At 63.1% G+C, this 14,287-nt stretch carries 15 protein-coding genes; 3 read left to right on the plus strand and 12 right to left on the minus strand.

The annotated features are described in order from the left end of the window. Positions 1-163 precede the first annotated feature (163 nt). Both AC0L17_RS25385 and AC0L17_RS25390 read right to left on the minus strand, forming a co-directional pair. On the minus strand, positions 164-814 hold the full coding sequence (locus tag AC0L17_RS25385) for a helix-turn-helix transcriptional regulator (RefSeq protein ID WP_473517822.1): 651 nt from the start codon (positions 812-814) through the stop codon (positions 164-166). A gap of 8 nt (positions 815-822) precedes the next feature. Continuing rightward, positions 823-1,695: a S1C family serine protease gene (locus AC0L17_RS25390; protein WP_473517823.1), complete on the minus strand. Its 873-nt coding sequence runs from the start codon at positions 1,693-1,695 to the stop codon at positions 823-825. A 272-nt stretch (positions 1,696-1,967) separates the two neighbouring features. Between AC0L17_RS25390 and AC0L17_RS25395 the strand changes: the two genes are divergently transcribed. After that, a complete protein-coding gene (locus tag AC0L17_RS25395) occupies positions 1,968-2,915 on the plus strand; it encodes a S1C family serine protease (RefSeq protein ID WP_473517824.1) in 948 nt (315 codons plus the stop codon). 106 nt (positions 2,916-3,021) lie between these two features. Here AC0L17_RS25395 and AC0L17_RS25400 read toward each other — a convergent pair whose 3' ends face one another. Both AC0L17_RS25400 and AC0L17_RS25405 read right to left on the minus strand, forming a co-directional pair. Next, entirely contained in the window at positions 3,022-3,933 is a 912-nt protein-coding gene (locus AC0L17_RS25400) for an arginase family protein (RefSeq protein ID WP_473517825.1), read from the minus strand. 111 nt (positions 3,934-4,044) lie between these two features. After that, the gene (locus AC0L17_RS25405) at positions 4,045-4,467 is read right to left on the minus strand and encodes a VOC family protein (RefSeq protein ID WP_473517826.1); all 423 of its coding nucleotides are present in this window, start codon (positions 4,465-4,467) and stop codon (positions 4,045-4,047) included. A gap of 67 nt (positions 4,468-4,534) precedes the next feature. Here AC0L17_RS25405 and AC0L17_RS25410 point away from each other — a divergent pair, with 67 nt between their 5' ends. Next, positions 4,535-5,152, plus strand: coding sequence for a TetR/AcrR family transcriptional regulator (locus AC0L17_RS25410; RefSeq protein ID WP_473517827.1), 618 nt, complete (start codon positions 4,535-4,537; stop codon positions 5,150-5,152). Here the strand turns inward: AC0L17_RS25410 and AC0L17_RS25415 are convergent. Next, positions 5,094-6,041: a LysR family transcriptional regulator gene (locus AC0L17_RS25415; protein ID WP_128170293.1), complete on the minus strand. Its 948-nt coding sequence runs from the start codon at positions 6,039-6,041 to the stop codon at positions 5,094-5,096. The two genes, AC0L17_RS25410 and AC0L17_RS25415, sit on opposite strands and share 59 nt — an antisense overlap. Positions 6,042-6,148: 107 nt before the next feature. Between AC0L17_RS25415 and AC0L17_RS25420 the strand changes: the two genes are divergently transcribed. Continuing rightward, on the plus strand, positions 6,149-6,787 hold the full coding sequence (locus AC0L17_RS25420) for an FMN-dependent NADH-azoreductase (RefSeq protein ID WP_023799745.1): 639 nt from the start codon (positions 6,149-6,151) through the stop codon (positions 6,785-6,787). A gap of 93 nt (positions 6,788-6,880) precedes the next feature. Here AC0L17_RS25420 and AC0L17_RS25425 read toward each other — a convergent pair whose 3' ends face one another. From AC0L17_RS25425 to dnaG, 7 genes are all read right to left on the minus strand, one after another. Then, the gene (locus AC0L17_RS25425; RefSeq protein WP_065009209.1) at positions 6,881-7,174 is read right to left on the minus strand and encodes an HlyU family transcriptional regulator; all 294 of its coding nucleotides are present in this window, start codon (positions 7,172-7,174) and stop codon (positions 6,881-6,883) included. Between the two features lie 106 nt (positions 7,175-7,280). Further along, the gene (locus tag AC0L17_RS25430; protein WP_473517828.1) at positions 7,281-7,952 is read right to left on the minus strand and encodes a PadR family transcriptional regulator; all 672 of its coding nucleotides are present in this window, start codon (positions 7,950-7,952) and stop codon (positions 7,281-7,283) included. A 135-nt stretch (positions 7,953-8,087) separates the two neighbouring features. Then, positions 8,088-8,468, minus strand: a complete 381-nt coding sequence (locus tag AC0L17_RS25435) for a thiol-disulfide oxidoreductase DCC family protein (RefSeq protein WP_473517829.1) — start codon at positions 8,466-8,468, stop codon at positions 8,088-8,090. Between the two features lie 181 nt (positions 8,469-8,649). Beyond that, a complete protein-coding gene (locus AC0L17_RS25440; protein WP_091595053.1) occupies positions 8,650-8,943 on the minus strand; it encodes a GYD domain-containing protein in 294 nt (97 codons plus the stop codon). A 193-nt stretch (positions 8,944-9,136) separates the two neighbouring features. Further along, positions 9,137-9,709 (minus strand): hypothetical protein, encoded by a 573-nt coding sequence (locus tag AC0L17_RS25445; protein WP_473517830.1) that lies wholly within the window; start codon positions 9,707-9,709, stop codon positions 9,137-9,139. Between the two features lie 38 nt (positions 9,710-9,747). Next, on the minus strand, positions 9,748-11,769 hold the full coding sequence (gene rpoD / locus AC0L17_RS25450) for an RNA polymerase sigma factor RpoD (protein WP_023799750.1): 2,022 nt from the start codon (positions 11,767-11,769) through the stop codon (positions 9,748-9,750). Between the two features lie 384 nt (positions 11,770-12,153). Then, on the minus strand, positions 12,154-14,145 hold the full coding sequence (gene dnaG / locus AC0L17_RS25455) for a DNA primase (RefSeq protein WP_473517831.1): 1,992 nt from the start codon (positions 14,143-14,145) through the stop codon (positions 12,154-12,156). Positions 14,146-14,287: the final 142 nt, after the last annotated feature.

Below are 14,287 nucleotides of genomic sequence, written 5' to 3' on the forward strand. Positions count from 1 at the left end.
TTCGTCTTTCCGGCCGAAATAGAATCGAGCTTCGCCGAAAAGCGCAACCGACATGTGTGAATGCGATAGGTCACTATACGGGGAGAAGGTGCCGGCAGGCGGATGAGCGGCAGCGCAAACTTTGACAATGGTCGCCCCACATCCTGCCTTGGGACGTCATTCACTAAACCAGCACCAGGCCTTGCCGCATGGCGATGGCGATGGCGTCGGTGCGGTTGGCCGCACCTAGCTTGATCAGGATCGCCGCGACGTGGAACTTGGCCGTATGCACAGAAATGTTCAGGCGCCGCGCGATCACCTTGTTGGGTGCGCCCTCGGCCAAAAGCGCCAGCACTTCGCTCTCGCGCGGCGACAGCACCGGCCGGCCGGCGCTGTCGCCGACCGGCTCCTCGTCGGAGAGATCGTCGTCATGGAAGGCGAAATCGTCATGTCGATCGGACAAGGGGCGGCCCTCGCCCGAGATCCGATAGCCAGCCGCCGCCAGTCGGGCGGCGGCAGCGATCAGCAGATCGTCCACTGCCGACGGCAGCACGGCAAACACGGTATCGGCCGGCCGCTGCTGGCTCGCTCGTTGCGACAGGAGCACCCGAGGTATGACGGGATCGTTGGCCCCGCCTGCCAGGCCGCCTCTTTCCAGGTAAACGCCATCGACGATCGCGACATCCGCTCTGTCGGCGCTATTGCTGCTACCGGCCACAATCGGCAGCAGATCGCCGGTCGCGGCAAGAGCGGTGGACAGGTGCTCGGCGCGCACGACGTCATCGAGCGCGATCAGCACCGTCAGCCGCCGCCCCGTGATCCTGTGACTTGCCATCGATCCTCTCAGTTTAGCGGCTTTTCGCCGATGGTCAGCACGACGTCGCGCCGTTCGCCGCCGCGCACCACGCCGAGCGTCACCGACGCGCCGGCGCTGTCCGGCCCGAGCCTGCGGATCAGCTCGCGCGGGCCGTGCACGGCCTCGCCGTTCCACGACGCGATGATGTCGCCAAGATGCAGGCCGGCCGCCTTTGCCGGGCCGTTGTCGTCGAGGCTCATCACCATCGCGCCATGCGTGTCGCCGTTGCGGATCGGGTGCAGGCCGGCGCCGAGATAGCCGCGCGCGACATGGCCCTTCTCGCGCAGCGTCGCCACCGCCCGTTCGATCGTCTCGTAGGGCATGACCAGCGCCCGCCGGCGCGGCCCGAACAAAAGCATGCCGATCAGTGCGCCCTTGGCGTCGAGCACCGGGCCGCCCTCGAAACGGCCGCCGGCATTGACGGCCAGATTGATCCGCCGGTCGATCGTGCCGCCGCGCATCGAGCGCCAGGCCGGACCGACCTCACCAACCGTTCCGAATGCAGCGAGCAACGCACCGTCGCTATTGCCGACGGCAATGGCCAGATGGCCCGGCCGCGCCGTGCCTGCCTCGGCCAGCGGCGGCACGTCCGGTGCGCCGGTCGGCTTCAGAAGGGCGGTCCCGGTGGATGGATCGCGGCCGACCAGCTCAGCCTTCACCTTGTCGCCCGAAGAAAGCGTCAGCTCGATCTCCTCGCCGGCCTCCACCGCCTCCTCGGCAGCGACAAAATAGCCGTCGCGCCAATGGAAGGCGGTCGCGGTGCGATGCTGATGCGTGGCAAAGCTCGCCGTCGCCGGCGCCGCTGCGGCGGCGATATCGGCGATGGCGTCGGAAAATGCGCTTAGATTAAAGTCGCTCATGTCGGTCTCCTGGGTCTTTTTCGCCTCGGCCCGAAAATCGGCATCGATTTGTCGGAAAGCACGATGCGAGAACTCAAAGTCTTAGAGCGCACTTTGAGCGTCCAATGGACGCTCGTCGCTCTACCCCAGATATCGCTCGGCAGCGCGTTGGCGGGTACTCGCCTGACGGCTAGTTGGGCGTTGGACTGGCCATCTGGTCAGGTCGCGGCCGATCCGGCCGCTCCGCACATATAGGCATCGTTCATCTTGCTCTAAAGACACGGAGCCCTGCCATGTCCCTCCCCGCCCAGCAATTGCAGTTCGACGATGCGCTGCTCGACGATTATTCGGCAACGGTCGCTGATGCCGTGGACCGCATCGGTCCCGCCGTCTGCCGCATCGAGCGCATCGGTGGTGCCGGCGGCCTGGGCTCCGGCTTCGTCATCACACCGGATGGGCTGGTCGTCACCAATTTCCACGTCGTTGGCGATGCCCGCAGCGTCCGTGTTACGATGCCGGACGGCGTCTCCAGAGAGGGCCGTGTTCTCGGCCGCGACCCCGACACCGACATCGCGCTGGTGCGTGCCGACGGCAGCTTCGCCGATATTGCGCCGCTCGGCGATTCCAAGCGCCTGCGGCGCGGCCAGATCGCCATTGCCATCGGCAACCCGCTCGGCTTCGAATGGACCGTCACATCAGGTGTCGTCTCGGCGCTCGGCCGCTCGATGCGTGCTTCCACCGGCCGGCTGATCGACGATGTCATCCAGACCGACGCAGCGCTCAACCCCGGCAATTCCGGCGGACCGCTGGTGTCGTCGGCGGGCGAGGTTATCGGCGTCAACACAGCCATGATCCATGGCGCGCAAGGCATCGCCTTCGCGGTTGCCTCCAACACCGCCAATTTCGTCATTTCCGAGATCATCCGCTTCGGCCGCGTCCGCCGCGCCTTCATCGGTGTCTCGGCCGACACGACAACCCTGCCGCGTCGCGCCGCCCTTTTGTCGCAAGTGTCGAGCAGCACAGCGGTGCGCCTGCGCAGTGTCGAGGCGAACAGCCCGGCCGCCAGAGCAGGCCTGAAAGAGGGCGACATCATCGCCGCCATCGACGGCCGCCCGGTCACCGGCGTCGACGATCTGGTGCGCATGCTCGACGCCGAGCGCATCGGCCGCGAAACGCTGTGCACAGTGGTGCGCCGCTCCGGCATTGCTCAGGTCACGGTGATGCCGGAGGCGCGGGCCTGACAACTATCGCATCGGCCCGAAAATCGAAACCGATTTTCGGAAAGCACGATGCGCAGATCCAAAGTGTTAGAGCGTACTTTGTGCGTCCAAGTGGACGCACGTCGCTCTAACGCGGCGCAAACATCTGGCCAAGCAGCGAAACCAGCAGCACCGCCAGCTCGCCGGTCGGATCGAGGTCCGGATCGAAAATCGTCATGTCCATTCCAGTGCAGCGCGGATCCGCCACCAGCGCCGCGAGGATGGCGACGAGATCGTCGGGATCGATGCCGGGACTGCCCGGTGAATCCACCGCCGGCATCACGGTCTGGTCGAGCGCATCGACGTCGAAATGCACCCAATAGGGCCAGCCGGTTCGCGCCAGCGTGGTCCAGGTCTTTTCCAGGACCTTTGCCGCGCCGAGCTCCCGCACGGCAAAAACATCGATCAGCGTCATCGCGGTCGAATTGATGTCGGGCCAGGCGAAGTCGGGGTCGCGGTTCTCGCGTTCGCCGATCTGAATCACCTGTTCGTCCGCAACAAGCGGGCTCGCGATCTCAGGCCAGTCGGTCAGCAACGGCTCACCACGTCCGGTGGCGAGCGCAAGGTCCATGCCGGCGGCCGAGCCGAGCGAAGCATCGACGTCGTAATTGCCCGGATGGCGGAAATCGCTGTGGCCGTCGACATGGACCAGTGCCAGCGGACCAGATCGCCGTGCGCCAGCCAGCGCGCCAAGCAGGACCGCGCAGTCGCCGCCGACGACCAGCGGGAACTCGCCTCGTCTGAGCGCGCCGGCAACCACTTCGGCGAGTCCGAGATTGAAGCTGCGTAACGCATTGCCGTTGCGCAGGCGGGTGCCAGGCTGCGGTTCCGTGCTATAGGCGGGCCGATCAAGATCAACCACTTTGAGGGGCGAACGCGTCTCGATCAGCCCGGCTTCGGTCAACGCCTGCGGCGCACGCCACGTCCCCGGTATATGATCCGGCCTCAGCGGACGGAGGCCAAGGTTTGAGGGCGCGCGGACAAGGCAGATTTCACGCATGGAATGGGCCCAGGCTGATGAGTTCAGCTTAGACCGCAAAGACGTGGTCGGCCACGCGGCTGGAGGCTTCAGCTGATATCTACAGACAATTCCTGCCAGCCGCTATCCAGCTCAGGCCGCCGCGCCTTCAACAAACTGCTCCAGAAACTCGGCGCTCGGCGGGATCGGCTTGATCACGTCGATCAGCACGCCATTGGGGTCTTTTGTGATGAAATGGCGCTGGCCGAAGGCTTCGTCGCGGAGCGTTCGCAGGATCGGCAGGCCGGCGGCGATGACCCGCTCATAAACCGCATCCGGGTTCTTGACCTCGAAATTGATCAGCAGGCCGGAGGTCCGGCCGCGCCCTTCCTCAGGAATGGTTTCATGATCGCCGTGGACGATGCCGAGATTGACGCGGCGATCTTCGGTCGATTGCAGATGCACATACCAGTCGCTCTCGAACAGCGGCTTGAAGCTGAAATGCGCGACATAGAAGGCCTTCGTGCCGGCAACGTCGCCGGTCATCAGCACCGGGTAATAGCTTGTCGTCTTCATCTTTCCTTCTCCCGTCAAATAACATACAGTCTGCATGCAAATATGCATTAACATACAGGCTGAATGTATGCAACAAAGAACCGCGCGCCGCTCCAACCGCGATCGCACCGAAGCGACGCGCGCCGACCTGATCGCTGCGGCGCGAAAACTGTTCACCGAGAAGTCCTATGCGGAGACCGGCACGCCAGAGATCGTGGCTGCGGCCGGCGTCACCCGCGGCGCGCTCTATCATCACTTTGCCGACAAGCAGGCGCTGTTCGCCGCAGTGGTCGAGCAGGAGGCGGCGGCTGTGGCGGAAGAGATCGAGCGCGCCTCGCCGCCCTCGCTGTTTGCCCGCGATGCGCTGATCGCCGGCTCGGATGCCTATCTTGCCGCCATGCGCGCACCCGGCCGCACCCGGCTGCTGTTGCTCGACGGGCCGGCCGTGCTCGGCCGCGCAGCCATGGACGAGATCGACGACCGCCACGGCAACCGCTCGTTGCGCGAAGGCCTGGTTGCCGCGATGCGCTCGCAGTCCATGATGAGATTGCCGGTGGAAGCGCTGACCGCGCTGCTTGCCGCCGCCTTCGACCGCGCGGCGCTCGCCATCGAAGCAGGCGATTCGACCGAGGACTACCGTGCCGTTCTCATGGCGCTGATTGATGGTCTGTCGCCCCAGGCCCCTGGTTCGGCTCGAACTCGTTGAAACAGCCAAGCTGGCGCTTGAACTGGTCGATCAGCCAGGCCGCAGCCGGCTTCGGGCTACGGTCGGCGCGGTGCATGGCATAAAGCGGCGCGCGGACTTCGCGATACGGCTCCAGATCGAGTTCCACCAGCCGGCCGTTGGCCACATCGTCAGCAATCAACCATCGCGGCAGTCCGCCCCAGCCCAACCCTTCGCGCATCAGCGCATGCTTGGTTCGCATATCCGTAAGTCGCCAGGTGCGGTAGGCATAGACGCCGTAGTCGCGCCCTTTGGTGCGCTCGGACTGGTCGCTGACGACAAGTTGGATGTGTTCGCGCACCTCCTCCAGCGGCACCGGCTTGGGAAGCAGCGCCAGCGGATGGCTTGGCGCGGCCGCCGGCACCATCGACATGAAGCCAATGCGCACAAGATGCGCGTCGACCTCGCCCAGCAGGCCGCCAATACCGAGATCGGCATGTCCATTGACGACATGATCGGGGATCAGCCCGAGCGTGCCGATATGCAGGCGCAGCATCACGGTTGGAAATTGCGCCTCGAACGCCTTCAACACGCGCACCAGCACGGTGGAAGGCAGCGTCGCATCGACCGACAGCGCGACTTCAGCCTCCAAGCCCTGCTTGTGGCTGTCGACGCGAGAGCGGATGCGCTGCAGTACGCCGACCATGCGCCGCGCATCTTCCAGCGTCGCCCGGCCGACATCGGTCAGATGCGGCTCGCGCGTGCCCTCGCGCTCGAACAGTTTCAGCCCAAGCTGCGCCTCGAGATTGGCGATGGCGTAGCTGATGACCGACTGCGCTCGGTTGAGCTTGCGGCCGGCGGCGGAGAAGCTGCCGGTGTCGGCGACGGTGACAAGGATCTGAAGCTGATCGAGCGTCGGGTTTGGCTGCATCGTTCTATCCACTATTTGGATGGAACATACATAAAATATACCGGTTTTTCAAATGGGTCAGCTCGCCCATATAGGTCGGGACAGTTCAGCCAACCCTGGAGACCGCCATGTCCATCCTTCTCGTCACATCCAGTCCGCGCGGCAATGCCTCGCATTCGACCCGCATCGCCACTGAACTTGCGGAAAAGCTGCTCGCCGCTGATCCTTCGGCCAAATTGGTCGCACGCGATCTCGTGGCAAACCCGCTGCCGCACATCGATCCGGACTATTCGACCGGCATCTATACGCCCGCCGAGGCCCGCACCCAGCGCCAGGCCGAGGTCGTCGGCGTTTCCGACGGCGTGCTCGATGAACTGTTTGCGGCCGACACCATTATCCTGGCCACCGGATTCATCAATTTCGGCATCTCGTCGACGCTGAAATCCTGGGTCGACCACGTCTCCCGCACCGGCAAGACTTTCTCTTATGGCGAGAATGGCCCGAAGGGCCTCGTCACCGGCAAGAAGGTCTACATCGTCCTGGCCTCGGGCGGCATCTATTCGGAAGGCGCTGCCGTACAGATGGACCACGCCATCCCTTACCTGCGCAGCGTGCTTGGCTTCATCGGCATGACCGACGTCGAAGTCATCCGCATCGAAGGCGTCGGCATGGGGCCGGATGCGGTCACTGCCGCTCTGGCCAAGGCATCAGCCAAGGTGGATGCCTTGGTGACATCGACAGTAAGCAAACAGGCTGCGGCGGCGTAGGCCGCCAGCCGTCGGCAACTTGAAATCAAAGGCAGGCGCCTGGCAGGGCGCTTGCCTTGTTCGTTTCAAGATGCGCCGGAGATCGATCGGGTCTCACCCGAACATCTTCTCGCCCTGTTCGTCGACCAGCTGAATGCCCTTTTTGATCGAGATGTCGACAGCGTCGTCGAGCCCGGCAAAACGATCGGCGCGGATGAATTTGTGCTCCTTCATCACGCCGTCGATCTCCTTGGAAACCACGCCGCAGGTCTGGTATTGGCCCTCCGCCTTGTACGGCGTGGCGCTGATCAAAAATCCCTTGTGCTCGATCTGCTTTGCCGGTGCAGCACTCTTTGGCTCGCCCGCGTCACCGCCGCCACCGCCGAAAAGACGTTTCAGAAAAGACATGGGCGCGCCCTCCAACGGCTATCATCCTGCATCACATAGCGTGGTGCAGGATGATTTCACTAGCGATCCTTAGGTAAACGGGCAAGACCCGCATCCGGCCTGGAAGTCAGTCGCGCGACAGCGCTTCGAGGGCTTCGGCCGCCCCTTTCAATATCGCGATCGCCTCGGCCTGTTTTTCAGCGGGCGCGTCGACAATGTCGCCGAGGGCTGCGCGTAGCCGCTGGCGCACGGCGCGGAATTCGTCGCGCTTTTTCGAACCGCCGCGGCCGCGACGTCCGCTATCCTCGCCATCGTCGTTCCAGCCGAACCAGTCACGCGCCTTTGCCATCTTGCGGCCGAAACGCTCGAGATGATCGAGCACATGGTCGATCATCTCGCGATTGTCATTGAGATGCGCCTGCCCTGCCTCGGTAATCGAAAACACCTTCTTGTTGCCTTCCGCCGACGAGACGGCATAGCCGGCCTCTTCCAGGAAGGTCAGCGTCGGATAGACCACGCCGGGGCTCGGGCTGTAGACGCCGCTGGTGCGTTCCTCCAGCGCCTTGATGATGTCATAGCCGTGGCGCGGCGCCTCGGCCAGCAGCGACAGCGTGATCAGCTTGAGATCGCCGTCGGCCAGCATACGCCCGGCGCGGAACATGTCGCCCGGCCCGCCGCGCCCGCCGCCCCTCATACCGTGGCCGAATGGGCCGAAGCCGCCGCCACGACCGCCGAACTTGCCGGCCATATGCATGAAAACGCGCTCGGCATGCTCGCCGAAATGATGATGTCCGTGCATTGTCTGCTCCTTGAGTTATGTCTTACGATATATCTCAATTATGCGAATGAGGCCGTTGAGTCAAGATATATCTTACGATGTATCTGAGAACGGTGCCACCAGATTGATTTCGTCACCGAGCTTGGCTAATACCGGTTACCAGCGGCCCTTGCGCCGGTTCCAGGCATAGAGAAGATCGGCGAAGCGATTATAGGCATAGCGCGTCAGCGGCAGCACGGCGCGATTGCCTAACAGCGCGGCCAGCCAGCCCTCGCCCGGCGTTCTTAGCCAGACGGCAATTGCGACGTCGGCGCCGACCAGCAGCCTGCCGTCCGCATCGGTTGCATGCAGCCGGCGGCGGATGTCGTCCAGCGACACGCCGTATCCGGCCAGCGCCGCCGGTTCGGCATTGATGTCGCGAAACGCGATCCGCCCGGCCTTGATCGCCTCGACCAGCCGCCGCTTCTGCCTGACGATGCCGGCATCGCAAACCGGACAACGGGTATTGTACCAGATGGTCAGCAGAGGCTTGGGCATGGGTCTCGATACGCGCGTGGAAGTGCTGTGCTGACTATCCGGGAAACACCTTTGCCCCGCAACATTTCGGGCCAGTCACTTCGGACCAGACACATTCCGCACCAAGCTGGCCAGGCGCCGTCGAGCGGCGCCTGACCGTCCGATGTCCGGCAGCTTGCGCGGGTCTATGGCCGCGCACGCCTCAGCCGAGCGAGGCGACGATTTCGCGATAGGCCAATTCCGGGAACGCCTTGAGCGTCCGCGTCCTCACGTTGCCGCCTGTCGCCAGCATAAGCGAGAAACGAGCGAGCACCGCATCGTCGGGCGCTTCGACGACCGCCACCATATCGCATTCGCCCATGGTGAGATAAAAAGCCTTGAACGAGCCGCCCATGTCTCCCAGCAGCTTCTTGGCGGCATCGAGCCGCTTCGGCGACTCGCGCACATTTCTGGCGCCCTGCTCAGTCCAGTTGATCAGCACGATATAGGTTGTCATGCACACCTCCCTCCGGAGGCCTCGGAGCGCGGCGTCACCGCCGGGGCGGGCATCCGGGTTTGTCGCCCAGAAAATGCATCCGACACCCGATTATCCTCCCGGCCGACACCATCTTCAAGAGCAGTGCGCAGAAACGAAAAAAGGCGCCGGTGGCACCCCTTTTGAGCTATTTGAGCCTGCTTGAGGAATGCAGTTAATGAACAACATCAATTTCGGCCGCAAAAAGCCCGTCAGCCGTGCCGCGCCCGGTCAACATCACCCGAATGCCCTGATGAAGTGTCTTACGAAAGTCGTCCGGGACACCGCATAGGGTGCCGGTCATTGTTGGCATGCCCGCCAGATCGACTCTATTTGGACAGCGAAACGACGGCCCCCCTACGTGATCGACGGAAAATTCGAGTTTCGTATCCTTCCCCATCAGTGCCGCGGCCCAAAGCGGGTATGCAGTTAGGACCGTTGCACGGACAACAATCCCGAAAATGAAAGGCAACAAAAGAACGCCGAAACCGGAAAGAATGAGGGTCTTGGCGGATACGTCCCAGGCTTCCCAGGCTTGAAAGTCGTTTGCGAACTTTCGGCAGCAAAGAACGAATATCAAGCAGCCACCGGATATCGCTACCGATTTCGCTACCAAATCGTGGCCGCTGACGTAGGTTTGCGACGGCACAAATGAATAGCCGAAAATCATGGCTCCAAGTAGAGCCCATGTTTGAATGGTAAGGCCAACCAGACAGAATATAAAAGTACGCAGAAGCCAGCGGCGCAACGGCCATCTCCCTCCTGCATTCTCCACGGAAGCCTAACTTAACTGTCCAGAAAGCTCCGCAGCTTGCGCGAGCGGCTCGGGTGCTTGAGCTTGCGCAGCGCCTTGGCTTCGATCTGGCGGATGCGCTCTCGGGTGACCGAGAACTGCTGGCCGACTTCCTCCAGCGTGTGGTCGGTGTTCATGCCGATGCCGAAGCGCATTCTGAGCACGCGCTCTTCACGCGGGGTGAGCGAAGCAAGCACCCGCGTCGTCGTCTCGCGGAGATTGGCCTGGATCGCCGCGTCGATCGGCAGGATCGCCATCTTGTCCTCGATGAAATCGCCCAGATGCGAATCCTCCTCGTCGCCGACCGGCGTTTCGAGCGAGATCGGTTCCTTGGCGATCTTCAGCACCTTGCGCACTTTTTCCAGCGGCATGGCGAGCTTTTCCGCCAGTTCCTCCGGCGTCGGCTCGCGGCCGATCTCGTGCAGCATCTGGCGCGAGGTGCGCACGATCTTGTTGATCGTCTCGATCATATGCACCGGAATGCGGATAGTGCGCGCCTGGTCGGCGATCGAGCGGGTGATCGCTTGCCGGATCCACCACGTCGCATAGGTCGAGAACTTGTAGCCGCGGCGATATTCGAATTTGTCGACCGCCTTCATCAGGCCGATATTGCCTTCCTGGATCAGATCGAGGAACTGCAGGCCGCGATTGGTGTATTTCTTGGCGATGGAAATGACGAGGCGCAGATTGGCCTCGACCATTTCCTTCTTGGCGATCGCGGCTTCGCGCTCGCCCTTCTGCACCTGGTTGACGATCCTGCGGAATTCCAGGATCGAGATCGCCGTTTCGGTGGCGAGGTTCTGGATCTCGGCGCGCAGGTCGCGGATCGCGTCCTTCTCGTTCTTGGTGAATTCCTTCCAGCCGCGCGAGGTCAGATTGCCGATCGAGCGCGTCCAGTTGGGATCGAGCTCCGAGCCCTGATACTCCTTCAGGAATTCCTCGCGGCGCACGCCATAGCTTTCGGCCAGCCGCAACAGCTTGCCTTCGTTCTGCACCAGGCGTTTGTTGATGTCGTAGAGTTGCTCGACCAATGCCTCGATGCGCGCCGTGTTCAAGGATAGCGACTTCACCGCCTTGATCAGCTGATCCTTCAGCTCCTTCAGCCGGCGGTCCTGGCTGGGCGACAGCGTGCCGGCGGCAGCCAGCCGGTTCTCGACCTGCTGGTCCTGCAGCTTGCGCAACTTCTTGTAGGTGTCGGCGATGACGTCGAGCGTCTCCATCACCTGCGGGCGCAGCTCCGCTTCCATCGCCGCCAGCGACAGGCTGGCTTCGTCCTCGTCTTCCTCGTCGTCATCAGTCAGACCGCGCGTGTCGCCGCCGACATTGGTGATGTCGTCCTCGTCCTCGCGCGAACGGCGCGGCTTGTCGTCGGTCTTGGCTTCCTCGATCCGCTCGACCACCGGCGCCTGCTTGGCCTCCGGTCCGGCATAGGTCGCTTCGAGGTCGATGATCTCGCGCAAGAGGATCTTCGATTCGTTGAGCTCGTCACGCCAGATGATGATGGCCTGGAAGGTCAGCGGGCTTTCGCACAGGCCCGCGATCATCGTCTCGCGGCCAGCCTCGATGCGCTTGGCAATCGCGATTTCGCCCTCGCGCGACAGAAGCTCGACCGAGCCCATCTCGCGCAGATACATGCGAACCGGATCGTCGGTGCGATCGGTCGGCTCTTTCTTGGTGGTCGTCGCAGCAACGGCGGTACCGGTCTGCTCGGCCAGTTCGTTGGCGTCTTCCTCGGCGTCGGCAGCCGCGTCGGCGGCTTCGGGCTCCTCGCCCTGCTCGTCGTCCTCGACCACGTTGATGCCCATGTCGGAGAGCATGGCCATCGTGTCCTCGATCTGCTCGGAGGTGACTTCCTCCGAGGGCAACACCGAATTCAGTTCGTCCATGGTGACATAGCCGCGCTTCTTGGCGGCCTTGATCATCTTCTTGACAGCATCGTCGGAAAGGTCGAGCAGAGGGCCATCGGTGGCGCCTTCACGTTCGGTCTCGACCTCTTCCTTTTCTTTTGTCGCCATTCTTTATTTTCTCCAAGCGGCCAGGTATCTAGCCGCATAAGTATCAAGCCGCGTAAGCTGCCGTACCGGTTTATCAGATGCGCTCGCGCTAGAACGCGTTTCCCCGGGCCAGTAACTGCATCTCTCGTTAAGTCCAGATTAACCCTGGTATCTGTGGCAGGCTGACTGCCTGTCCAGTGACCGGTACCTCACATCGCTGCATTTCCGTCGACGCCGGCGCGGGTTAACGTTTCGAATCGTCCTGATTCCGTCATTCTGCCAGAAGGTCAAGCGCCTCTCGCATGATTCGCATGAAAAAAGCGAATCAATTACCCGACTTAAAGCGCCGCGGCTGATTCGGCGCACAAGCACGGTCTGCACTTTCACTCTTTCGTAAGCTTCGACCTACACCCGCCCGGCCCTGCCCGAAGACACGCCGAACCCTTCGATCAGCGCCTCCGTTGCCTGCACATCACGAAATTGCGCCTGGATCTCGACGAGATGCCGGTAATTTTCGTCCGTGGGATCGCTGGCGAGCGCCGCTTCTGCCTGTTTCAGCTCCTTATGTAATGTGCGCGCGCTGCGCTGCAAGTGGAGCGCCTGGCTGAAGGCGTCGCGGGCATCGTCAAGTCCGGCTGTTTCCAGCGCCGGCCATTGCCGCGCCCGTTTGATCAGCGCCACCACGCGCGCCCAGATCTCGCCGCAGCCGGCACGTTCGATCGTCGCGATCACCGCGTTGCGGTCGTTGGCCATGTCATGCGCCATCGCATCGAGGATCGCCGCGTGCAATCGCTTCAGATCGGTGTTGGCGAGGTCGAGGAACTCGACATGCGCGAAATTCTCGTCGATCAGCGCCGGATGATTGACAAGAGCTGCGATGATCGTCGCCTCGCGCACCGACATCCCCTCGCTGCCGCGCTTGACCAGCGCCGAGCGGCCAAGGCTTTCGGTGATCGCGGTGCGTCCACCGGCATTGCCGCCGCGTGCGAACTGCCCGCCAGCAGCTGAGCCCTTGCCCTGAAAGCGCCCACCGGACCGCCCATCTTGGCGCCCCCCTTGATAGGTTTGGCGCGCGCCGCGCTGGGCGCCGAAAAAGCTTAGCACTCGCTCGCGCATTTCCTGTTGGTAGTGATAGCGCAAGCTCTCGTCGCGGATGCGGCTGGTCAGTTCGCGCAGCGTTTTTTCCAGTTCCGCCCGTCGTTCCGGCGTGTCGAAGATGCCGCCGGCCGTTTCGCGCATCCACAAAAGGTCGGCGAGCGGCCGCGCCTCGGAAAGCACGGCGCCAAACGCGTCCGGCCCTTCGGCCTTGACCAGATCGTCGGGGTCCTTGCCTTCGGGCAGAAGCGCAAAACGCACCGAGCGGCCTGCCTGGACCGCCGGCAGCGCCATGTCGGCGGCGCGCCATGCCGCCTTCAGTCCGGCCTGGTCGCCATCGAAGCACAGCACCGGCTCGCCAGCCATACGCCACAGCAGTTCAAGCTGGTTTTCGGTCAGCGCGGTGCCGAGCGGCGCCACGACATTTTCGAAACCGGCCTGCGCCAGCGCGATCACGTCCATATAGCCCTCGACGGCAATCACCGTGCCGCCCTTGGCCAGCGCCCCCTTTCCCAGCGCCCCCTTTCCCAGCGCTTGGCGCGCTCGGGCGAAATTATAGAGCACGTTGCCCTTGTGGAAGAGCTCGGTGTCGGGCGAATTCATGTATTTGGCGAGCGCATCGGCTGCCAGCGCCCGCCCGCCAAAGGCGATTATCTTGCCTCTGGAGTCCGGGATCGGGAACATGATGCGGTCGCGGAACCAATCGTAGGAAACCGGAACGCCGTCGCCATGGCGCACCAGCCCGCATGCCTCGATATCGGCCTTGGGCACGCCCTTGGCGGCAAGATGCTCCTTCAGCGCATTGCGACTGTCGGGCGCATAGCCGAGCCGGAACGACTGCTGCGTCGCCGCCGTCAGCCCGCGGTCGCGCAGATAGGCGCGGGCTTTTGCGCCTTCCGGTCCCTGCAGCCGCTCCTGGAAGAAGGCGGTCGCCATTTCCATGACTTCGGTCAGGCTGGCGCGTTCCTTTTCGCGCCGTTCCTCCTGGGCATCGCGCAACGGCATCGGCACCCCGGCCATGTCGGCGATCTTCTCGACCGCTTCGGGAAAGCTCATTCCGTCGAGTTCGGTGAGGAATTTGAAGTGGTCGCCCGAAACCGAGCAGCCGAAGCAATGATAGCGTCCCTTCTTGTCCTCGCAGTGAAAGGACGGGCTCTTCTCGCCATGGAAGGGACAGCACGCCCAATAGTCGCCGCGCGGCGCGTTGGTCTTCTTCCTGTCCCACGCCACGCGCTGGCCGATCACCGAGGAAATCGGCACGCGGTCGCGTATCTCGTCGAGGAAGGCAGGTGGAAAGCGCATCGGAAACGGCTCGTTTGCGTCCATATAATCATGCCGGCGAAACCCGACGACTCCTAATGCGAACCATACCCGGTTTTCACAGGGCAAAAAGAAGGCGGCCGTTGCAAGCCGCCTTCCTTCCTGTCCGGCATTGCGCCGGTCG

It is taken from the genome of Mesorhizobium sp. WSM4829, from assembly GCF_055811475.1.